We start from the raw sequence: 20,880 nt of genomic DNA on the forward strand, positions 1-20,880 counted from the left end.
TTACAAGATGAGGAACCCACCAAAATGAACGTCAAGATTTCCCACACTGCCGAAGTCCAGAAATTTCTCGAAGAGGCCAGCGGTCTACTCAACGACGCGGGCGACCCGCGGGTCAAGGCCCTGGTTTACCGCATTCTGCGTGATTCGGTGAACATCATCGAAGACCTGGCCGTGACGCCGGAAGAGTTCTGGAAAGCCGTCAACTACCTCAACGTGCTGGGTGCGCGTCAAGAGGCCGGGTTGGTGGTGGCCGGGCTCGGTCTGGAGCATTACCTCGACCTGCTGATGGACGCCGAAGACGAGCAGGCCGGCAAGGCCGGCGGCACGCCGCGGACCATCGAAGGCCCGCTGTACGTGGCGGGTGCGCCGCTGTCGGAAGGCGAAGCGCGACTGGATGACGGCGTCGATCCGGGTGTGGTGCTGTTCATGCAGGGCCAGGTCAAGAACACCGCTGGCGAACCGTTGGCCAGCGCGGTGGTGGATGTCTGGCACGCCAACACCGGCGGCACTTACTCCTACTTCGATACCACCCAGTCGGAGTTCAACCTGCGTCGTCGTATCGTCACCGATGCCGAGGGTCGCTATCGCTTTCGCAGCATCGTGCCGTCGGGCTATGGCTGCCCGCCGGACGGTCCGACCCAGCAACTGCTCGATCAACTGGGTCGCCATGGGCAACGGCCGGCGCACATTCACTTCTTCATCTCCGCGCCGGATCATCGTCACCTGACCACCCAGATCAACCTCGATGGCGATCAGTACCTGCACGACGATTTCGCCTATGCCACTCGGGACGAGCTGATCGCCAAGATCACCTTCAGCGACGATCCGCAACGTGCGGCGGCCCATGGTGTGAGCGGTCGTTTTGCCGAAATCGACTTCGATTTCACCTTGCAGACCTCCGCGCAACCCGACGAGCAGCAACGCCACGAGCGGGTCCGCGCACTCGAGGACTGATATCCTCGAACAGCGGAACCGGGCCACGAGATAATTGACTGTTTATCTCGTGGTCTTCGGCGTTTCAACCCTGGAATGGCCCGACGCAACCTATAACAACAATGAGAGTGACCCGATGATGCAAGCGCAACTGTTGAGTCAGCGCAGCACCGTATTCGACCACGCCGACCCTTACGCGGTGTCGGGCTACGTCAATCAGCATGTCGGTAACCATTGCATTCTGATGCCCCGGGCCGGGCGACCGCTGGCCAGCCTCAATCACCGCAAGTTTGCCAGCCTCGACCTGTGCCGCATCAGCTATGGCGGCAGCGTACGGGTCACCTCCGGTGCGCTGGAAAGCATCTATCACCTGCAAGTGCTACTGCGCGGCAACTGCCTGTGGCGCGGCCACGGCCAGGAACACTACTTCGCCCCTGGCGAGTTGCTGCTGATCAATCCCGACGATCCGGTGGACCTGACATATTCCGACGATTGCGAAAAATTCATCCTCAAAGTCCCCACCCCGTTGCTGGAATCCGTGTGCGATGAGCAGCGCTGGCGCTATCCGGGGCAGGGCGTGCGGTTTCTGGAGAACCGTTATCAGCTCGATGAACTGGAAGGCTTTGTCGGGCTGCTGGCGATGATTTGCCAGGAGGCCGAGGCCACCGAGCAGATTCCCAAAGTGCAGGAGCACTACGCACAGATCATCGTCAGCAAGATGCTCAGCCTGATGAAGACCAATGTCAGCCGGATCAGTCTCGGCTCACAGACGGCCACATTCGAGGTGATTGCCGACTACATCGCGGGGCATCTCAAACAGGACATCGACAGCGAAGAACTGGCACGCCAGGCGCGGATGAGTCTGCGCTCGTTGTACGGATTGTTTGAACGCAACGCTGGCACCACGCCGAAAAACTACATCCGGCAAAAACGCCTTGAGCGCATCAACGCCTGTCTGAGCGACCCGACCTGCAACGTGCGCAACGTTACGGAAGTGGCGATGGATTACGGCTTCCTGCACCTGGGCCGGTTCTCCGACAACTACCGCAAACAGTTCGGCGAGTTGCCATCGGACACCCTCAAACGTCGTCACTGAAACACCGCAAAGCACCTGTAGCAGCTGTCGAGCCTGCGAGGCTGCGTTCGAGTGCGCAGCGCTCGCAAAATGGCCCGCACGGTATTTCAGGCAGACCGCATTGTTCCTTGGCGAGCGCTTCGCACTCGAACGCAGCCTCGCAGGCTCGGCAGCTGCTACAGGAAGTGGGCCGTTTGCAGTAAACGGATACAGGTCTGCACCCTGCGGATAGTCCGCCACTTCCCCCCGTCCTAGCATGGCCCTGCCTGAATAAAAACAATGGAGGCGGCGGCCATGACCCTGCGACCCGAATACCTTCACTCCCTGCTCGAAGATGACAAAGAACAGGGCATCTATCGCTGCAAGCGCGAGATGTTCACCGACCCGCGGCTGTTCGATCTCGAGATGCAGCACATCTTCGAAGGCAACTGGCTGTACCTGGCCCACGAAAGCCAGATCCCCAACAAAAACGACTTCTACACCACCACCATGGGGCGCCAGTCGATCTTCATCGCCCGCAACAAGGACGGTGAACTCAATGCGTTCCTCAACGCCTGCAGCCATCGCGGCGCGACGCTGTGCCGGCACAAGTCCGGCAACAAAAGTTCGTACACCTGCCCATTCCATGGCTGGACCTTCAACAACTCCGGCAAACTGCTCAAGGTCAAGGATCCGGCCGAAGCGGGCTACCCGGCGAGCTTCAACTGCGAAGGCTCCCACGACCTGACCAAAGTCGCGCGTTTCGAGTCGTATCGCGGCTTCCTGTTTGGCAGCCTCAAGGCTGATGTCGTGCCGCTGGTTGAACACCTGGGCGAGTCGGCGAAGATCATCGACATGATCGTCGACCAGTCCGCCGATGGCCTGGAAGTGTTGCGCGGTTCCTCCAGCTACATCTACGAAGGCAACTGGAAACTCACCGCCGAAAACGGCGCCGACGGCTATCACGTCAGCTCCGTGCACTGGAACTACGCCGCCACCCAGAACCAGCGCAAGCAGCGCGAGGCCGGCGATTGCAATCCGACCATGAGCGCCGGCAGTTGGGCCAAGCAGGGCGGCGGTTTCTATTCCTTCGACAAGGGCCACATGCTGCTCTGGACCCGTTGGTCCAACCCCGAAGACCGTCCGCTGTACGAGCGTCGCGATGAGCTGGCCCAGGATTTCGGCAAGGCTCGCGCCGACTGGATGATCGAGAACTCGCGCAACCTGTGCCTGTACCCGAACGTGTACCTGATGGACCAGTTCAGTTCGCAGATTCGAATCGCCCGACCGATCTCGGTCGACCGCACGGAAATCACCATTTACTGCATCGCCCCCAAAGGCGAAAGCGACCACGCCCGTTCGAGCCGGATTCGTCAGTACGAAGACTTCTTCAACGTTAGCGGCATGGCTACCCCGGATGATCTGGAAGAATTTCGTTCCTGCCAGACCAGTTATCAGGGCAGCGTGACTGCCTGGAACGACATGTCCCGTGGCGCCGAACACTGGATCGAAGGCGCCGATGACGCGGCCAAGGAAATCGACCTGCATCCGCTGCTCAGCGGCGTGCGCACCGAAGACGAAGGCCTGTTCGTACTGCAACACAAGTATTGGCAGCAGACCATGCTCAAGGCCCTGGCCGCCGAGCAGTCCGAACTGATTCCTGTGGAGGCCGTGCAATGACCATCACCTATGACACCGTGCGCGATTTTCTCTACCGCGAAGCGCGCTACCTCGATGACCGGCAATGGGACGAATGGCTGGAGCTGTACGCCCCGGACGCGACGTTCTGGATGCCGTCCTGGGACGACAACGACGAGTTGACTGAAGACCCGCAACGAGAAATCTCGCTGATCTGGTACGGCAACCGCACCGGCCTGGAAGACCGCGTTTTCCGCATCAAGACCGAGCGTTCCAGCGCCACCATGCCGGACACCCGCACCTCGCACAACATCAGCAACATCGAGCTGCTCGAACAGGCCGACGGGTTCTGCAAAGTGCGCTTCAACTGGCACACCCTGAGCTTTCGCTACAAGACCGTCGACAGCTATTTCGGCAGCAGTTTCTACACCCTCGATGTGCGCGGTGAAAACCCGCTGATCAAGGCCAAGAAAGTGATCCTGAAGAACGACTACGTTCGCCAGGTCATCGATGTCTACCACCTGTGAGGCAGCGGTCATGACTCATTCCATTGCATTCAATTTTGAAGACGGCGTCACCCGATTCATCGACGCCAATGTCGGCGAAACCGTGGCCGATGCCGCGTATCGCCAAGGCATCAATATTCCACTGGATTGCCGCGACGGCGCCTGCGGTACCTGCAAATGCTTCGCCGAGGCCGGCCGTTATGATTTGGGCGAGGAGTACATCGAAGACGCACTCAGCGCGGAAGAGGCCGAGCAAGGTTTCGTCCTGACCTGCCAGATGCGCGCCCAGAGCGATTGCGTGGTGCGCGTGCCGACCTCTTCCGAAGTGTGCCGCACCCGTCAGGCCAGTTACGACGCGACCATCAGCGCCGTGCGCCAGTTGTCCGACAGCACCATCGCGCTGTCGGTCAAGGGCGAAGCCCTGAGCAAACTGGCGTTCCTGCCGGGGCAATACGTGAACCTCGGGATTCCCGGCAGCGAGCAGACCCGAGCCTATTCGTTCAGCTCGTTGCAGCGCGACGGCGAAGTCAGTTTCCTGATCCGCAACGTGCCCGGCGGCTTGATGAGCAGCTTTCTCACCGGTATGGCCAAGGCGGGCGACAGCATGAGCCTGGCCGGGCCGTTGGGCAGTTTCTACTTGCGCGACATTCGCCGTCCGTTGTTGCTGCTGGCCGGTGGTACGGGGCTGGCGCCGTTCACGGCGATGCTGGAAAAAATCGCCGAGCAGGGCAGTGAGCATCCGCTGCATTTGATCTACGGCGTGACCAACGATTTCGATCTGGTGGAAATGGATCGACTCGAAGCCTTTGCCGCGCGAATCCCGAACTTCAGCTTCAGCGCCTGCGTCGCCAACCCCGACAGCCAGCATCCGCTCAAGGGCTACGTGACCCAACACATCGAGCCGCAGCATTTGAACGAAGGCGACGTCGATGTCTACCTGTGCGGCCCGCCGCCGATGGTCGAGGCCGTCAGCCAGTTCATCCGTGAAAAAGGCATCGCGCCGACAAACTTTTACTACGAGAAATTTGCCGCCAGCGCGGCGTAAGTATCAGCAACGACACCGTCTTTGTAGCAGCTGCCGAGCCTGCGAGGCTGCGTTCGGCTGCGAAGCAGTCGTGAAACTTGAGTGCACGGTCTTCCTGATGCACCGCATGCACTGATCTCACGACTGCTTCGCAGCCGAACGCAGCCTCGCAGGCTCGGCAGCTGCTACAGATAGCCGATTCCCTGCGAAATTGATCTTCGCCACGAGGTATGTATGAACAGATTCCACGAAAAAGTCGCGCTGATCACCGGCGCTGCCCAAGGCATCGGTCGGCGTGTTGCCGAACGCATGGCGGCGGAAGGGGCGCGGTTGATTCTGGTCGATCGCTCCGAGCTGGTGTTCGAGGTTCAGCAGCAATTGGGGCAGGGCAGCCAGGTGCTCGCGCTGACCGCCGATCTTGAGCAATACAGCGAATGCAGCCGCGTCATGCAAACCGCCGTCGAGCGTTTCGGGCGTCTGGATGTGCTGGTCAATAATGTGGGCGGGACGATCTGGACTAAGCCTTTTGAGCATTACGAAGCGTCGCAGATCGAGGCCGAAGTGCGCCGTTCGCTGTTCCCGACGCTGTGGTGCTGTCATGCCGCGCTGCCGTTCATGCTTGAGCAGGGGAGCGGTGCCATCGTCAACGTTTCGTCCATCGCCACGCGCAGTGTCAATCGCGTGCCGTACGGTGCAGCGAAGGGTGGGGTCAATGCGCTGACCGCTTGCCTGGCCTTCGAAACCGCCGGTCGCGGGATTCGGGTCAATGCCACCGCGCCCGGTGGCACCGAAGCGCCGCCGCGGGTCATTCCGCGCAACAGCGCCGATCAGAGCGAGCAAGAGAAGGTCTGGTATCAGCAGATTGTCGACCAGACGCTCGACAGCAGTTTGATGAAGCGCTATGGCACGCTGGATGAGCAGGCAAGCGCTATTCTGTTTCTGGCCAGCGACGAAGCGTCCTATATCACCGGCATGATCATGCCGGTCGGTGGCGGCGACCAGGGCTGACGCGACTCGCCAATAACCCCATCCTCAATCGGAGTCATCGTGATGAGCGACAAACCCACAATCGTGCTGGTCCATGGTTTTTGGGGCGGTGCTGCCCACTGGAACAAGGTCATCGCCGAGTTGATTCACAAGGGCATTACGAACATCCGCGCGGTGGAGATGCCGCTGACTTCATTGGCCGACGATGCAGAGCGCACGCGCAAGATGGTCGCCCAAGTGCCTGGGCCCGTGTTGCTGGTGGGGCATTCCTATGGCGGCGCGGTGATTACCGAGGCCGGCGATCAACCGAATGTGGTGGGGCTGGTGTACATCGCTGCCTTCGCGCCGGACGCCGGTGAAAGTCCCGGCGGCATCACGCAACGGCATCCACCCGCAGCGGCGGCCAACCTGGCTCCCGACAGCGACGGTTATCTGTGGGTCAAACCCGAGCTCTATCACGAAAGCTTCTGCCAGGACCTGCCCAAGACCGAAGGGTTGGTGATGGGCATCACCCAGAAAGCGCCGCTGGCCAGCACCTTCGGCGACACCATTACCACGGTGGCGTGGAAGAAGAAGCCGTCGTGGTATCAGGTTTCTATGGATGACAGGATGATCTCGCCAGACAATCAGCAATGGATGGCGGGGCGGCTGAACACCAGGGAGATCCTGACCCTGAATGCCAGCCATGCGTCCCTGGCGTCGATGCCGGTCGAGATTGCAGCGTTCATCGATAAGGCCGCGATGGCGTTGGCCGCGGGATAGAGAGCCTTACAGGCGACGCTGAAACGCTTTGATGATTTTGAGCGTGGCGTCGCTTGTGTTGAGGTTCTGGACCGCGTCCAGCGGATACCAGATGCAATCGAAAATTTCGTTTTGCGGGCGGGCCTCACCCGGGTTCGTCACAAAAGCCTCGTACACATGGTGTCGGGTGCTGGCCGTTTGCAACTCCATCAGGTACAGCATCCCGTCGACCCCAAGCCCTGTCTCTTCCTGAAGCTCTCGTGTGGCGGCGTCGGCAATGGCTTCACCACGCTCAACCTTTCCGCCGGGCAGCATCCAGCGACTCCTCGGCTTGCGCACCAGGAGAATGTGCCGGTCCTGCTCGCAAATGACCGTCGCGCGTACTTTCATGTATTACCTGATTACCGCTTGTCATTAATCAGTCATAAAAGTGCAATATTCGAGCCGAGGCGTCTGTCTCAAAGGTTGGAGTGATGGACGAGGTTGAAAGTGCAACCGGATGTCGGAATCCTGGCGCGACGTCTGGTTGGCACTTCATCGAAGGTCGGGTGTAAGGTATTCAAGTGAATCCAGGATCATCACTGCCGAAATGGAGGTGACTATGAGCGTTCCGATGCTGACCAAAATGCACATGAACGGTTATGACGTACTCAGCGTGAACAACGGCCCATGGCGGGTGTGCACCAAAGGTGACCGGCTTGGAGCCTTTGGCAGTAAAGAGGAAGCACTGGCCTTTGCCGCCGCTCTTCCCGGCTACAAGGCCAGAGCCAGTCGGCCTGCACGCAGCCAGAAGTCAGATAAATAGCGCACTTTCAGCCCCGGTTCGCCGGGGCTTTTCTTTGGCTGGCGCTGAGGTCTTGAGCTAATAACCACCACCACCGGTGCTGCGGGAAGGCTCTCGGGCTTTTTGCTGCGCGTTACTCCATTCCGCGCAGGTCATGAAACTTTTATGGTCGACCTTGCCCCTGCCATCGAAACTGACGTTGTACGTTTGCTGATGGCCGGCCTGCGTCAGCTTGTAGTCAAAGCAAGTGCCGGGCTCAACGGTGCGATCCGTTATGGATAAAGGCTGGCCGCCAATCTGCTGGACTTGATCCTTGCTCATGCCGGTCTCGACCTTTGCGACCAGCGGTTGATCGCGATAGACACGCGATTCGGTGCTGCAGCCACCTGACGCGGCCAGTACAACGACCAGCGCGCATAGAGGCTTGTGCATGGCAGTGCTCCTGCTATTGAGCTTTCGTTCGAGTGATAATCTTGGCTTTGACTTCCTCGGCATAACCCTTCAGTCGTTCTTCATCTCCCTGAAACAACTCACACAGCTTCAGGATTGCTTGCGCATCCACGTCATTGCCGGCCAGGCGTAGTTGCTCTGCGATGCGCAAAAGCTCTACCGCTGACCATCTTAAATCCGACGCAAGGCCTTGCAGGTCACGCCGAAGTTCGTTTTCAGATTCGTTAAGCCACATGATGACCTCCTGCCAATCTCCGCTACGAAATTTTAGTCCCATTTCCCAGGTCAGGGCGTTTTGTTCGTCTGGACCGTTGGTGCAGCCTTTTGTCGGGAAAATGAACGCGAACCCGCAGATCTGATGTCGTAGGAAAGTAGTGAACTTTTGCTAGGGCGAGGCAACTTCAAATGACGGCTACTGATGACTTTAGATTTCATGCCCATGAGCTGATCGTTGATCTGGACGCGGCCACCACGGAAATGATGAAACTGATTTCTGCCCATCAGATGAGCGGCCCGGAATGGGAGCGGGTCACTCAATGGCAGCATGAAGCGTATGAAAGATGGATGACTTATCTGAACGAGAGGTCGTATCCGGATCCCGGCGAGCACAGCGCCCCTTGCTGAGGTCAGTGCAAAGGATGGATGTCTGGACAGCGACACGCTACATTCCCCTTTTTCGGGATAAGGAAGCGTCATGCGCAAATTGATTGGGGGAGTAGGGTTGGCGTTGCTGGCGGGCTGTTCGTTACCCGCGTCCCTGGTGCCAGGTGAGCCCAATCTCAGCAAGTACAGCAACAAGGCGCCGAAAGACTATGCCGCGTGCGTGCTGCCGGCGTGGCAGCGGGAGATACCCAACACGAGCCAATCGGCGATTTCCAATGGCTACAGGGTCACTGCGCCAAGCATCATCACGGCCGACGAGATTGTGGATATCGTGAAATCGAAGGATGGCAGCCACGTATCGCTTTATCAGGGGCCGCCCTGGGCGAAATCCGGGGCGTTGCGTCAGGCCGTGCGTGATTGTCTGTAAGGTTTAGTCGGTGATATCGGTCACCTGGATGATCGGGTCGTCGCTTGCCTGAGTGCTCGCACTGATTTTCTTTTCCCGACGATCATTCATCCAGTTGTCCACCTGGGCATTGAATTGCGCTGGCGCTTTTCGTCCGACCTTCCTCGCGAGATCAAGAATGGTCTGCTGGGCGAGGGCGTCTTCCATGCGTTTCTGCGCGGTCATCATGGCGGCATGAACTGCGCAGGGACCTGCCAGCGCCCACGCCGGCGCGGAACCTTCGAACAAGGCGCAACGCCCACGAATCTCCCGGCAATCGAAGATGAGCTTCTGGCCGTCGATGGCATTGACGATATCCAGAATGCTGATTTCGTCAGAAGGCCGGGCCAGCTTGAACCCGCCGCGCACGCCTTCAGTGGCGACCACCAGTTTTGCCTTGGCCAGTTTGGTGAAGATTTTTGCCAGATAGTCCTGTGGTACGCCTTGCAGCTCAGCAAGGTCGCGCACGCTCGCCTCGCGGGTGTCGCCGCAATTGCCCACCAAAAAAATCAGGCAATGAATGCCGTACTCAACGCCTGCGCTGTAAAGAGACATGTCGATCTCCGACTAAAGTTGTCGTAAATGTTAACAGCGGAAAGCGAACCGAGCAACGCATCCGGTCGCGTATCCACTGCTCGTTGTGCGGCAGGAGTTGCTGTGTATAAGCCTTTTTGGACTAATCAAAACTTTCGATACTAACCATCAGTAATTTCGTTTTGTGCCAAGTAACTAGGATAAATATAGTCGCCGTTGTCCGGTCAGCAGTGGTAAGCAGTCGCTACCGAAGAGCGTGACCTTTAACGAACTCATCACTTGGTCTTCTCCCCGGAGTTAAAAATGAAACAGCACATCCTGGTTATCGGCGCAGGTTTCGGTGGCATGTGGACGGCTTTGAGCGCCACGCGTCTGTTCGACATTCATGGCCACAACGACGTTGAAGTGACCGTTCTGGCCCCTCAGGCCGAGCTGCGAGTCCGTCCGCGCTTCTACGAGCCGAATGCTCACCAACTGGCCGCACCGATCGGCGAACTGTTCGATGCGGTCGGCGTCCGTTTCATCAAGGGCTCTGCCGAGACCATCGATGTTGCGCAAAAACGTGTCGGCTACCTCGATGCATCCGGCAACCAGCAAGTGTGCAGCTACGACAAACTCGTTCTGGCAACTGGCAGCCGTCTGGCACTGCCGAACACGCCAGGTGTGGCGGAACACGCCTTCGACGTGGATCAGATCGAGCAGGCCGTACGCCTGGAAAATCACCTCAAGTCCTTGGTCAACCTGCCAGAAAGCAACGCCCGCAACACCGTAGTGGTGGCCGGCGGTGGCTTCACCGGGATCGAAACCGCGACTGAAATGCCTGCGCGTCTGCGTGCCATCCTGGGTGATCGTGCCGACATAGAAGTGATCATCGTTGATCGTGGCGAGAAAGTTGGCGGGTCCATGGGCGCCGAGATCGCCGAATCAATCGCTGAAGCCAGCATTGAAACGGGCGTGAAATGGCGCTTGAAATCGTCGGTCGTCGCCGTCGATGAAAATGGTGTGACCCTGGCCGATGGTCAGCGCATCGATGCCAAAACCGTCGTCTGGACCACCGGTGTGCGCGCCAGTTCGTTGACCGAGCAGATTCCGGCCGAACGCGATCACCTGGGTCGTCTGCACGTCGACGCTCATTTGAAAGTCATTGGCCAGGAAGACATCTTCGCCACCGGCGACGTGGCCTACGCCGCCAGCGATGACATTGGCAACTTCGCATTGATGACCTGTCAGCACGCCATCTCGCTGGGTCGTCATGCCGGTAACAACGTTGCCGCACAGATTCTGGGCGTGGACCCGACCCCGTACAGCCAGCCCAAATACGTGACCTGTCTGGATCTGGGGGCCTGGGGCGCGGTCTACACCGAGGGTTGGGACCGCCAGGTGAAGTTGGTCAAAGAGGAAGCCAAAGCGCTGAAAACCCAGATCAACACGATGTGGATCTACCCGCCCGCGGCTGACCGTGTCACTGCGCTGGCTTCAGCGGATCCGATGATTCCTGTCGCCTGAAACGTCGGCAGTGGTGCTTCGATAACGCTGCCTGCTTAGAAAAAATCCCGCCCGGGTTCCCTTGGGCGGGATTTTTTTTGCGTCTTGAGAGGTTGCGATCGTGAAATTTAACATGTACTTTTTCATGAAATTATAAGTATAAAAATTCACGAGGCCCGCATGTTTCAGCAATCTACCCAGCACGTCGCCAGCTATTACGCCCACACCTGCGCGGATCGCTTGGTGGATCGAGCTGTTCTTGAGGGCGAGCAGGACACCGAAGTGTTGATCATCGGGGCCGGCTTCAGTGGGTTGCATACTGCGTTGCGTCTGGCACTGGCCGGCAAGCGCGTGACGTTGCTGGAAGCCAGTCGGGTGGCCTGGGCCGCCTCCGGTCGAAATGGCGGTCAGGCCATTCTCGGTTGGTCGTGTGACATGCCGCCGTTGGAGGCGGCGCTGGGTTATGAGCGAGCGCGCCGGTTATGGGACAGCATGCGCTGGGCGGCACGGGAGTTGCGAGATTTGCCCGCGCGCCATGATTTTGATTGTGACTATCGGCCCGGCCACCTCTGGACGTCGGTGATGCCGCGTCGGGTGAGTCTGCTGACAGAATGGCAACACGAGGCCAGCCACAAGTGGGGCCACGATGGTTTGCAGTTCATTTCGCGCGAGGCGTTGCCTGATTGGGTCGCCAGTGAGCGCTACCAGGCGGGCCTGTTCGATCCTGAAGGCGGGCATTTGAATCCGCTGAAACTGGCGCTCGGCCTGGCCGCTGCGATTGAACAGTCCGGTGGACGCATTTATGAACAGAGCAAGGCGTTGAGTTATCGCGAAGATGGCGATCGTTACGTGGTCACCACTGAGCGCGGTCGCATTCGCGCTGACGTGCTGGTGCTGGCGTGCAATGCCTACCTCGATCGGCTTGATCCGAAGCTGTCGAGTTGCGTATTACCGGTTGGCACTTATCAGGTGGCCACCGCGCCACTTTCAGCGCAACAGGCGACCGCGCTGCTACCCGGCAATGTGTGCGTCACCGACAACCAGTTTGTCCTCGATTATTTCCGCCGTACACCGGACAACCGCCTGCTGTTCGGCGGTGGTTGCACCTATTTGGGCGGCATGCCGAAGGACATCGCCGCCGCCACGCGGCCCTATCTGGAGCGCGTGTTTCCCCAGCTCAAGGGCGTCGAACTGGACTTTGCCTGGGGAGGACACATCGATCTGACCCTCAAACGCACGCCTGATATCGGTCGACGTGGCGATCTCTACTGGCTACAGGGTTACTCCGGACATGGCGTGCTGCCGACATTGGCCGGGGCGCGTGCCGTGTCCGACGCGATACTTGGCCAGCCGGATGAGCTGGCGTTGTACCAGGGTTTGATCAACGGCAGTTTTCCCGGTGGAAAGTATTTGGCAGCGCCATTGGAAGCCATCGGCAAGGCCTGGTATCGGCTGCGCGACAGCCTTTGAAACATCAATTTCTGGAAGCCTTTAGATGGACATGCAAGAAGAAATCTCGGCGCTGGCGATCCTGATCCAGGACCTGCGCAAACACAAAAAGTACACGCTCAAAGAGCTGGCGGACAAAATCGGTCGTTCGGTCGGCTTTCTCTCGCAAGTCGAGCGGGGGTTGTCACGTCCCACGGTGGCGGACTTGACCGCCATCAGCGAAACCCTCGGCGTGCCGACCACCTATTTCTATAGCTTGCCCAAGCCCATGGCATTGCCTTGGGTGACCCGCCCGGATGAGCGACGCACGCTGTACTACGCCGACGGGATTACCGACATCCTCGTCTCTCCGAAGATGAGGGCGTCCTTTTCAATGCTTGAAAGCCAACTGGAGCCCGGCGCCAGCAGTGGTGATCGGCACATGAACGACAGCTCGGAGCAGGGTGGCTATGTCCTCGAGGGTGAACTGACGCTGTGGCTGGATGACGATAAGCCGGTGACATTGCGCACCGGCGACAGTTTTCAGCTGGCCAGTCATACGCATTGCCGCTACGGCAACCTCTCGGATCAGCTCGCCCGGGTGCTTTGGGTTTACACCTGATAAAAACAACAAGGAACACTAACGATGGATGCTGTCTGCTCTGATCTGGTTGCTGAGGTTCGCGCGTTTCGTCAGCGCTTCCCGCAGGTGCGTTACGTTGACCTGATTTCCCTGGACATCCCCGGGCATTTTTACGGTAAGCGCTACCCGATAGACATGCTCGAGAAAGTTGCCGCAGGCAGCGTGCTCAAGCTGCCACAAAACTGTGTGTTGCTGGGTACGCAGGGCGGTCTGTTCAAAATCGGCGACTACTGTTTCAACGACGGCGACCCGGATGCTCCACGCCGCCTGGTGCCCGGTACGCTCAAGCCGGTGAGTTGGGAAAAACAACTGCTGGGGCAGATGCTGATTACCTCCAGCGGTACTGAAAAGCCAATCGTCTTCGAGCCGCGCGAAGTGTTGGCGCAGGTGCTTGAGCGCCTTGGCCGAAAAGGGATTTTCCCCGTGGTCGCGTTCGAACTGGAGTTCTATCTGTTCGATCGCCAGCTACGTGACGGCTTGCCACAGTTCCCTCGCGATCAGCTGACGGACGATGCCGATGATCAGCCGAATATGCACATCGAACGGCTGTCGAGATTTTCACCGGTACTCGATGACATGGTCGAAACGGCGCGGGCGCAAGGCATCGATGCCACGGTGATCACTGCGGAGTTGGGCCCGGGCCAGTTCGAGATCAATTTCGGTCACCTTGACGACGGCCTGCGTGCGGCCGACTGGGCGGCCCTGTTCTGCCGCAGCACACGGGGGGTGGCCCTCAAGCACAACCACCGCGCCAGCTTCATGGCCAAACCCTACTTGCAGCACCCCGGTAGCGGCATGCATGTGCATGTGAGCCTTTACGACGAGGCGGGAACCAACTTGTTGGCGGCTAACGATCAGCAGGCACTGCGCCATGCAGTGGCCGGCTGCCTTGAAGTGTTGCCGCATTGCATGCCGATCTTTGCACCGAATCACAACGCAATGCGTCGCTTGAGCGGCACGGTGAATGTCGCGACGCGCGCCAGTTGGGGCTTTGAAGATCGTGACGCCTGCCTGCGGGTGCCTGAGTCGGACGCTAAGAATCTGCGCATCGAACATCGCCTGGCGGGCGCGGATGCCAATCCTTATCTCGTGTTGGCGGCGATTCTGGTAGGGCTGGAGCAAGGGCTGGAAGTGGGGCGTGAACCGATTGCACCCCTCAACGAAGATCGTGGCAGCGGAATCGACTTCCCGCTGGAGATGCTGGAGGCCGTGCGTTCGATGCAAAACAACGCGCAGCTGCGCGAGGGTTTGGGGGCGGAGTTTGTAGATGTCTACTGCGAAAACAAGCGCCAGGACCATTTGGCATTCCTGCAGGACATCAGTGCGCGGGAGTATCGCTGGTACCTCTAAATCGGTCCCTGTCGGTGTTCTGCCATAAAAAATGTGTGGATATTTAATGAGTTAGAAGATTTAGTAACTGGATAGTGAATAAAAACATATTGTTACAGGCAGAAATATTAAGTAATATTCGCCCCGCGTTCACCACCACGGTTTATGCATTTTGAGTCCCAGGCGTCCATCAGCTGCCTGGGATTTTTTTTGCCTGAAATTCGGCTTTATTGATTCGAGCGACACAACGCCGACCGTGGCCGGCGTTGTGCTCAGCGATTTACTGCGACGCTTGACCCACCATCGGAGCACGCTTGGCGAGTTTCATCAGCCAGTAGTAGCTGAGGGCGGGCACCAGCAACCCGACGATCCAGGCCAGGTCTACGCCATCCAGAGCGTTGGCCACCGGGCCGACATACAACGTGGTGTTCATGAAGGGGATTTCCAGGGCGATTGCCAACACGAAACTGCCGCAGGCGATCCAGTTGATGCGCCCGTAGATCCCGTCCTTGTCGAAGATGTCATCGATCCGGTACTGGCCTTTGCGCAGGCAGTAGTAGTCCACCAGATTGATCGCTGTCCAAGGGATCAGGAAATAGCTCATGAAGAAAATGAAGTTGAGGAAGAAGGTGATGAAGTCGTCCTGACTGATGGTGCACAAGGCGGTGGCCACCAGGCTGATCACCAGCATGAACAGGCCGCGTACCCGAGGCGTCACCTTGAGCCGGGCAAAGGGTTCGATCACGGTAATGGTCGACATGAAGGCGCCGTACAGGTTGAACACATTGATCGATACCTGGCCATAGACGATGAAGGCGAACAGCAGCAGCGCACCACCACCAAACAGCCCGGCGACATGGCCGCCGACGTTGCTTGAAAAGTCGCTGATGCCGACGCTGAGGATCGCCCCGAGAATCATCATCCAGGCACCGCCGCTGACCGTGCCGGCGTAGCTGTACCAGAACACTTTGGCGGTCGGCGTGCTGCTCGGCAGGTAACGCGAGTAGTCGGCCACATACGGCGCATAGGACAGTTGCCAGGTCACGGCAATGCTCACCGCCACCAGAAACTTCGACAACGAGAAACCCGTTGCCAGCCATTGTTCGGCCGGGATCGGCAGCTGCAAAGCGAGCACCGTAGCGGCGATGAACACCAACAACGAAAGCAGCGACAGCACTTTCTGCAGGCGATGGATCAGGCGATAACCGTAGAGCGCGACGACAAAGCACAACGCCCCGATCAGGTAGATGTTGCCGGTGGCCGGCAACGGGCTGACGGACTCCAATGCCTGGGCGGCGAGCAAGGTGTTGCTGACGAAGAACCCGAGGTAGATCAGCATCACGAACAGCAGCGGCAACACCGCTCCCAGCACGCCGAACTGGGCCCTGCTCTGGATCATTTGCGGGATGCCGAGTTTTGGCCCCTGGGCAGAATGGGAGGCCATGAAAATCGCCCCCAGGAGCGAGCCGATGATGATCGCCAGTGCGCTCCAGAACAGATTCAACCCCATCACCACCGGCAACACGCCGGACGCGATGGTCGTGATGTTCATGTTGGCGCCGAACCAGATGAAAAACAGCGAGCCCGGTTGGCCATGGCGTTCGGTTTCAGGGATGAAATCGATGCTTCTTTTTTCGACTTGCATGGCGATTACTCCTGAGTCCGGGCGAGGTGGGTTTGCAAGCGGGCGATGGTGCTTTCCAGCTCATGGGGCTGGTGGGCGAACAGGTCCGGGCGCTCGGGAATCAGGCTTAGATAATCGCGGTTCTCCAGGGCTCGCAGGCATTCGGCGCAGGTCAGGATTTCCAGGGCGTAGACCCAGTTGGCCATGATCAGCAACGCCGAGTAATGTCCTGCCAGTGTGGTCGTGGTGCAGGCATCGCTGACCAGCCGAATGTGATAACCCAGGGCGAAGGCATCGAACACCGTGCTGAGCACACAGACATCGGTCAACACGCCGCAGACGATCAGGGTGTCGACCCCGAGCGCCTTGAGTCGGGCATCCAGGTCGGTGCGATGGAAGGCGCTGTAACGGCCCTTGTCGATAATGAGTTCATCAGGCTGCGGCGCCAGATGTTCGATGATTTCCACCTGCCGGGTGTCGGCGCGATAACTGCTGGGACCGCCGTCGGCCGCTCGCGGTTCGCCGCGCGGCAAATCACTGCCGTCGGCCTGATTGATGTGGCGGGTATAGATGACAGGCACCCGTTGATGGCGGGCGGTCTCGAGCAGGGCGGCGGTGTGGGTCACCACCGTGTCGAGGTTTTCCAGGACGAAACCGTCCTCCTGCTGCATGTCGATGATCAACAGCGCGTTTTTATTGTTCATTGAGCAAACCTGATCATGGGCCGAAGCACAAAGCACCGGGTACGCCTCAGCGATGACGAGACGTGGGTGCGTGAATTCCAGTTCGGGTGGGCTCAGTGAACGGGTTGCCAGAAACCGTTCTGCTTGGCGGTAACGCTGGCGCGCAGGCGCTTGAAATGGAGATGCGAAGCGGTCCATTCGCCGCGCAGGTAAGCCTGCTCGGCGCCGGAGGGAAGGGCGAGTGATGGGCGGCGATCATTGATCATTGGAATCGACCCTACACGTCAGTCAGCCCCCCGGCTTCGCGTCCGAGGGGCAGGGTGGTGGACTCAGCGGAACGCCGGGACCACGTGTTTGATGAACAGCTCCAGGGATTTTTTCTTCTCCGCGTGGGGCAGGCTGTTATCGCACCAGAAGCTGAATTCGTCGACCCCCAGTTCCTGGTAGTACTTGATGCGCGGGATGATTTCTTCCGGGGTGCCGATCATGGCGGTCTTGTGCAGGCTCTCCAGTTTGAACTCCGGGCGCTCGGCGAACTTCTCTTCCGGGCTCGGCGCCAGGAAGCCGTTGACCGGCACTTCCTTGTTGCCGAACCAGGCATCGAAGGTGCGATAGAACCTGGAGATCGCCTTGGCCCCGACTTTCCAGCCCTCGGGGTCATCGACCGCGTGGACGTGGGTGTGACGCAGCACCATCAGTTGCGGACGTGGTACGTCCGGGTTGTTGTCCAGGGCAGCCTGGAATTTGTTCTTCAGGTCGAGGACTTCTTCGTCGCCCTTCATCAGCGGCGTGACCATGACGTTGCAGCCATTGGCCACAGCGAAGTTGTGCGAATCCGGGTCGCGAGCGGCGATCCACATCGGCGGGTTAGGCTTCTGGATCGGCTTCGGCACGCTGGTGGACGTCGGGAACTTCCAGATATCGCCATCGTGGGCGTAATCGCCTTGCCACAGGGCGCGCACCACCGGAACCATCTCGCGCAGCGCTTGACCACCGGAGGAGGCGGGCATGCCGCCGGCCATGCGGTCGAACTCCACCTGATAGGCACCACGGGCCAGACCGACTTCCATGCGACCGTTACTGATCACGTCCAGCAGTGCGCATTCGCCGGCGACCCGCAACGGGTGCCAGAACGGGGCAATGATGGTGCCGGCGCCGAGGTGAATGGTGGTGGTTTTGGCGGCCAGGTAGGCCAGCAGCGGCATCGGGCTCGGCGAGATGGTGTATTCCATGGCGTGGTGTTCGCCGATCCAGACGGTGCTGAAACCGCCGGCTTCGGCCATCAGGGTCAGTTCGGTCAAGTCTTCGAACAGCTGACGGTGGCTGACGCTTTCGTCCCAACGTTCCATGTGCACGAACAGGGAAAACTTCATGACGCTTACCTCGGATCTTTTATTGTTGGCCTGTCGATCGGGAGTCGGCTGGCTGATTATTGGAGTATCGAAATTCGCACTATGCGCAAAATATTTTCTGGATCAGGCCAGCACGGGCAGGGCGCCCATTTTGCCGTGGCAATACACCAGTGGCCCGGCGTTCTGCTGGGGCACGATCAGGTTCTTCACCGCGCCAACCATGATCGCGTGGTCGCCCCCTTCGTATTCGCGCCACAACTCGCATTCGATCACCGCCGTGGCGTTAGCCAGAATCGGGTTACCCAGTTCGCTCAAGGTCCATTCGATGCCTTGCGCCTTGTCTTTGCCTTTGCGCGCGAAAGCATAGGCTTCGCTCTGCTGGCCGCCGGACAGGACGTGAATGGCAAAGCGTTTGTTCTTGATCAGTACCGGATAGGAATCGGAGCTGTAGTTGGGGCAGAACAGCACCAGGGCCGGGTCCATGGACAGCGAGCTGAAGGCGCTGGCGGTCAGGCCGACGATTTGGCCATCGTCATCCAGCGTGGTGATCACAGTCACCCCGGAAGGAAACGAACCCATCACTTGTTTGTAGATGGCGGCATCGATCATGGGACGGTCCTCTGGCGGTGTAATGCGGGTTTTTATGTGTTTGTAGGTCTGATGGTATACCGTAATACATAGTTTGCAAGGGCTTTTTTTTTGACCCGATAAACGTATGCCTACCGTCTTAAGGTCAATGTTTACGGGGCTTTTCGTTGGTCAGGGGGCGCGTTTATGCGGCAGGATAGCGGATCAGATGGGCACTCAAAGACCGGATCAGTCTTGTTTAAAAGATGGAATACCATAATATGACCGGCATCTGAGGGGCGGCCAAAGAGCTCCCCCGGTTTGGCTTCGTACAACTATAAGATCAGACAAACTAGAGTTCATGCACATGTCCCAGATGTCCCGGCAAGACCCCCTGATCGAGAATCACACGGTCGATTACGTCCCACTCGCGGAACGCCACGGGAAGGCCCGCGACCTTTTCACTTTATGGTTCAGTACGAACATTGCACCGCTGCCCATCGTGACCGGCGCCATGGTGGTTCAAGTGTTCCACCTTGACCTGTTCTGGGGGCTGTTGGCGATTGCGCTCGGACATATGGTCGGCGGTCTGGTGATTGCCCTGGCGTCGGCGCAAGGTCCGCGCATGGGGATTCCGCAGATGGTGCAGAGCCGCGGCCAGTTCGGCCGTTACGGTGCGCTGCTGATCGTGTTCTTTGCGGCGATCATCTACATCGGCTTTTTCATCTCCAATATCGTGCTGGCCGGAAAGTCCATTGTCGGCATCGCGCCTTCGGTTCCGGTGCCGGCGAGCATCCTCATCGGCGCCTTGAGCGCCTCCGCGATCGGGGTGATCGGTTACCGCTTCATTCACACCCTCAATCGCATCGGGACCTGGGTCATGGGCAGTGCCTTGCTCGCCGGTTTCCTTTACATCTTCGCCCATGACCTGCCGGCGGACTTCTTCACCCGCGGCGGTTTCAACCTGTCGGGCTGGTTGGCCACGGTATCGTTGGGGATCATCTGGCAGATCAGCTTCTCGCCTTATGTGTCGGACTACTCGCGTTACCTGCCGGCGGATATCGGGATTGCCCGACCGTTTTTCGCCACGTATCTGGGCGCGACCCTGGGCACCATTCTGTCGTTCACTTTCGGTGCAGTGGCGGTGTTGGCCACTCCGGAAGGCACCGAAGCGATGGTTGCAGTGAAGCAGTCCACCGGCTGGCTGGGACCGATTTTGATGGTGCTGTTTCTGCTCAACATCATCAGCCACAACGCCTTGAATCTGTATGGCGCGGTGCTGTCGATCATCACCTCGATCCAGACGTTCGCCAGCCAGTGGACGCCGAGCATCAAAGTGCGCGTGGTGTTGTCGAGTGTTGTGCTGGCGGGGTGCTGTTTTGTCGCATTGGGCGCTTCGGCGGATTTCATCTCGCAGTTCATCGGGTTGATTTTGGCGCTGTTGCTGGTGCTGGTGCCTTGGGCGTCGATCAATCTGATTGATTTCTACCTGATCAAGTGTGGCAGCTATGACATTGCCTCGATCTTCCGTGCGGATGGCGGGATTTATGGGCGTTTCAATCTGCATGCGATTGTTGCGTATTTCATCGGGATTATTGTGCAGCTGCCGTTTGCCAATACGTCGTTGTATGTCGGGCCGTATGCCAATCTGGTGGACGGGGCTGATCTGTCGTGGCTGGTGGGGTTGGTGGTGACTTGTCCGTTGTATTACTGCCTGGCTACGCGTGGGCAGGGGCAAGAGAGCAAGGCCGCGAAACTGGGTTACACAAGCTAGCGTCTGACTTGAGTTCGTCTGGAATGCCCGGCTTCTGCCGGGCATTTTTGTTTGCGCCAGGTTGTGTGTGTATCCGTTTCTTCGGTAATGGCTGATTACGGTTTCGCTTTTACAGCGAGTCACTTTGGAAAAGCCCCAAAGTAACCAAAGGGCTCTTGCCCCTTTCGTTCGGTGCCTCGCTTAGGCTCGGCATGCCCTCGCTCCGGTCCTGCTCCGTGGGCCCGCCGCCATCGGCCATCCATGGCCGGGGGCGGCTAACCCGGCATCCATGCCGGGTTGCCCACTGCGCAGAACCT

Annotated in this window: 24 protein-coding genes; 15 read left to right on the forward strand and 9 right to left on the reverse strand. The window is 58.9% G+C overall.

Annotated features, from left to right (window positions below):
• Positions 1 to 24 precede the first annotated feature (24 nt).
• From catA to KGB23_RS19285, 7 genes are all read left to right on the forward strand, one after another.
• Positions 25 to 954 carry a catechol 1,2-dioxygenase gene (gene catA, locus KGB23_RS19255; protein WP_223432200.1) on the forward strand — a complete coding sequence of 310 codons (930 nt, stop codon included), beginning with the start codon at positions 25 to 27 and terminating at the stop codon, positions 952 to 954.
• A 115-nt stretch (positions 955 to 1,069) separates the two neighbouring features.
• Positions 1,070 to 2,029, forward strand: coding sequence for an AraC family transcriptional regulator (locus KGB23_RS19260; protein ID WP_317851624.1), 960 nt, complete (start codon positions 1,070 to 1,072; stop codon positions 2,027 to 2,029).
• Positions 2,030 to 2,302: 273 nt separating this feature from the next.
• Positions 2,303 to 3,667, forward strand: a complete 1,365-nt coding sequence (gene benA, locus KGB23_RS19265) for a benzoate 1,2-dioxygenase large subunit (protein WP_095129741.1) — start codon at positions 2,303 to 2,305, stop codon at positions 3,665 to 3,667.
• Entirely contained in the window at positions 3,664 to 4,152 is a 489-nt protein-coding gene (benB, locus tag KGB23_RS19270; protein ID WP_095129739.1) for a benzoate 1,2-dioxygenase small subunit, read from the forward strand. The genes benA and benB overlap by 4 nt, the downstream gene beginning before the upstream one ends.
• Before the next feature lie 10 nt (positions 4,153 to 4,162).
• Positions 4,163 to 5,176, forward strand: coding sequence for a benzoate 1,2-dioxygenase electron transfer component BenC (gene benC / locus KGB23_RS19275; protein ID WP_223432201.1), 1,014 nt, complete (start codon positions 4,163 to 4,165; stop codon positions 5,174 to 5,176).
• Positions 5,177 to 5,389: 213 nt separating this feature from the next.
• Complete coding sequence (locus KGB23_RS19280) at positions 5,390 to 6,163, forward strand: 1,6-dihydroxycyclohexa-2,4-diene-1-carboxylate dehydrogenase (protein WP_008154556.1); 774 nt, start codon at positions 5,390 to 5,392, stop codon at positions 6,161 to 6,163.
• A gap of 42 nt (positions 6,164 to 6,205) precedes the next feature.
• Positions 6,206 to 6,904, forward strand: coding sequence for an alpha/beta hydrolase (locus KGB23_RS19285; RefSeq protein ID WP_223432202.1), 699 nt, complete (start codon positions 6,206 to 6,208; stop codon positions 6,902 to 6,904).
• A gap of 6 nt (positions 6,905 to 6,910) precedes the next feature.
• Here the strand turns inward: KGB23_RS19285 and KGB23_RS19290 are convergent, their stop codons facing one another.
• Positions 6,911 to 7,273, reverse strand: coding sequence for an NUDIX hydrolase (locus KGB23_RS19290; RefSeq protein WP_223432203.1), 363 nt, complete (start codon positions 7,271 to 7,273; stop codon positions 6,911 to 6,913).
• Positions 7,274 to 7,484: 211 nt separating this feature from the next.
• On the opposite strand from KGB23_RS19290, the gene KGB23_RS19295 reads away from it, so the two are divergent.
• The gene (locus KGB23_RS19295) at positions 7,485 to 7,688 is read left to right on the forward strand and encodes a hypothetical protein (protein WP_056740478.1); all 204 of its coding nucleotides are present in this window, start codon (positions 7,485 to 7,487) and stop codon (positions 7,686 to 7,688) included.
• A gap of 57 nt (positions 7,689 to 7,745) precedes the next feature.
• On the opposite strand, the gene osmE is transcribed toward KGB23_RS19295, so the two are convergent.
• Both osmE and KGB23_RS19305 read right to left on the reverse strand, forming a co-directional pair.
• Positions 7,746 to 8,099 carry an osmotically-inducible lipoprotein OsmE gene (gene osmE, locus KGB23_RS19300; protein ID WP_223432204.1) on the reverse strand — a complete coding sequence of 118 codons (354 nt, stop codon included), beginning with the start codon at positions 8,097 to 8,099 and terminating at the stop codon, positions 7,746 to 7,748.
• Between the two features lie 13 nt (positions 8,100 to 8,112).
• A complete protein-coding gene (locus KGB23_RS19305; RefSeq protein WP_223432205.1) occupies positions 8,113 to 8,352 on the reverse strand; it encodes a hypothetical protein in 240 nt (79 codons plus the stop codon).
• A 170-nt stretch (positions 8,353 to 8,522) separates the two neighbouring features.
• On the opposite strand from KGB23_RS19305, the gene KGB23_RS19310 reads away from it, so the two are divergent.
• Both KGB23_RS19310 and KGB23_RS19315 read left to right on the forward strand, forming a co-directional pair.
• On the forward strand, positions 8,523 to 8,741 hold the full coding sequence (locus KGB23_RS19310; protein WP_223432206.1) for a hypothetical protein: 219 nt from the start codon (positions 8,523 to 8,525) through the stop codon (positions 8,739 to 8,741).
• 70 nt (positions 8,742 to 8,811) lie between these two features.
• On the forward strand, positions 8,812 to 9,147 hold the full coding sequence (locus KGB23_RS19315) for a hypothetical protein (protein ID WP_223432207.1): 336 nt from the start codon (positions 8,812 to 8,814) through the stop codon (positions 9,145 to 9,147).
• A gap of 3 nt (positions 9,148 to 9,150) precedes the next feature.
• Here KGB23_RS19315 and KGB23_RS19320 read toward each other — a convergent pair whose 3' ends face one another.
• A complete protein-coding gene (locus tag KGB23_RS19320) occupies positions 9,151 to 9,720 on the reverse strand; it encodes an RrF2 family transcriptional regulator (RefSeq protein ID WP_223432208.1) in 570 nt (189 codons plus the stop codon).
• A 282-nt stretch (positions 9,721 to 10,002) separates the two neighbouring features.
• Here KGB23_RS19320 and KGB23_RS19325 point away from each other — a divergent pair, with 282 nt between their 5' ends.
• The 4 genes from KGB23_RS19325 (at position 10,003) to KGB23_RS19340 (ending at position 14,605) form a co-directional block, all read left to right on the forward strand.
• Entirely contained in the window at positions 10,003 to 11,205 is a 1,203-nt protein-coding gene (locus KGB23_RS19325) for an NAD(P)/FAD-dependent oxidoreductase (protein WP_223432209.1), read from the forward strand.
• Positions 11,206 to 11,364: 159 nt separating this feature from the next.
• Complete coding sequence (locus KGB23_RS19330; RefSeq protein ID WP_223432210.1) at positions 11,365 to 12,654, forward strand: NAD(P)/FAD-dependent oxidoreductase; 1,290 nt, start codon at positions 11,365 to 11,367, stop codon at positions 12,652 to 12,654.
• Between the two features lie 25 nt (positions 12,655 to 12,679).
• The gene (locus tag KGB23_RS19335) at positions 12,680 to 13,234 is read left to right on the forward strand and encodes a helix-turn-helix domain-containing protein (RefSeq protein ID WP_008154577.1); all 555 of its coding nucleotides are present in this window, start codon (positions 12,680 to 12,682) and stop codon (positions 13,232 to 13,234) included.
• A 24-nt stretch (positions 13,235 to 13,258) separates the two neighbouring features.
• A complete protein-coding gene (locus tag KGB23_RS19340) occupies positions 13,259 to 14,605 on the forward strand; it encodes a glutamine synthetase family protein (RefSeq protein ID WP_223432211.1) in 1,347 nt (448 codons plus the stop codon).
• 259 nt (positions 14,606 to 14,864) lie between these two features.
• Here KGB23_RS19340 and KGB23_RS19345 read toward each other — a convergent pair whose 3' ends face one another.
• From KGB23_RS19345 to KGB23_RS19365, 5 genes are all read right to left on the reverse strand, one after another.
• Positions 14,865 to 16,229: a purine-cytosine permease family protein gene (locus KGB23_RS19345; RefSeq protein WP_223432212.1), complete on the reverse strand. Its 1,365-nt coding sequence runs from the start codon at positions 16,227 to 16,229 to the stop codon at positions 14,865 to 14,867.
• Positions 16,230 to 16,234: 5 nt separating this feature from the next.
• Positions 16,235 to 16,912 carry a cysteine hydrolase family protein gene (locus KGB23_RS19350; RefSeq protein ID WP_223432213.1) on the reverse strand — a complete coding sequence of 226 codons (678 nt, stop codon included), beginning with the start codon at positions 16,910 to 16,912 and terminating at the stop codon, positions 16,235 to 16,237.
• Between the two features lie 92 nt (positions 16,913 to 17,004).
• Positions 17,005 to 17,157: a hypothetical protein gene (locus KGB23_RS19355; RefSeq protein WP_177338838.1), complete on the reverse strand. Its 153-nt coding sequence runs from the start codon at positions 17,155 to 17,157 to the stop codon at positions 17,005 to 17,007.
• 63 nt (positions 17,158 to 17,220) lie between these two features.
• A complete protein-coding gene (locus KGB23_RS19360; protein ID WP_123722584.1) occupies positions 17,221 to 18,264 on the reverse strand; it encodes an LLM class flavin-dependent oxidoreductase in 1,044 nt (347 codons plus the stop codon).
• Between the two features lie 102 nt (positions 18,265 to 18,366).
• Positions 18,367 to 18,852 (reverse strand): flavin reductase family protein, encoded by a 486-nt coding sequence (locus KGB23_RS19365; protein ID WP_056740501.1) that lies wholly within the window; start codon positions 18,850 to 18,852, stop codon positions 18,367 to 18,369.
• 325 nt (positions 18,853 to 19,177) lie between these two features.
• Between KGB23_RS19365 and KGB23_RS19370 the strand changes: the two genes are divergently transcribed.
• Entirely contained in the window at positions 19,178 to 20,584 is a 1,407-nt protein-coding gene (locus KGB23_RS19370; protein ID WP_223432214.1) for a purine-cytosine permease family protein, read from the forward strand.
• The last annotated feature ends 296 nt before the right edge of the window (positions 20,585 to 20,880 follow it).

It is taken from the genome of Pseudomonas sp. GL-B-26, from assembly GCF_019947405.1.
GTDB lineage: Bacteria > Pseudomonadota > Gammaproteobacteria > Pseudomonadales > Pseudomonadaceae > Aquipseudomonas.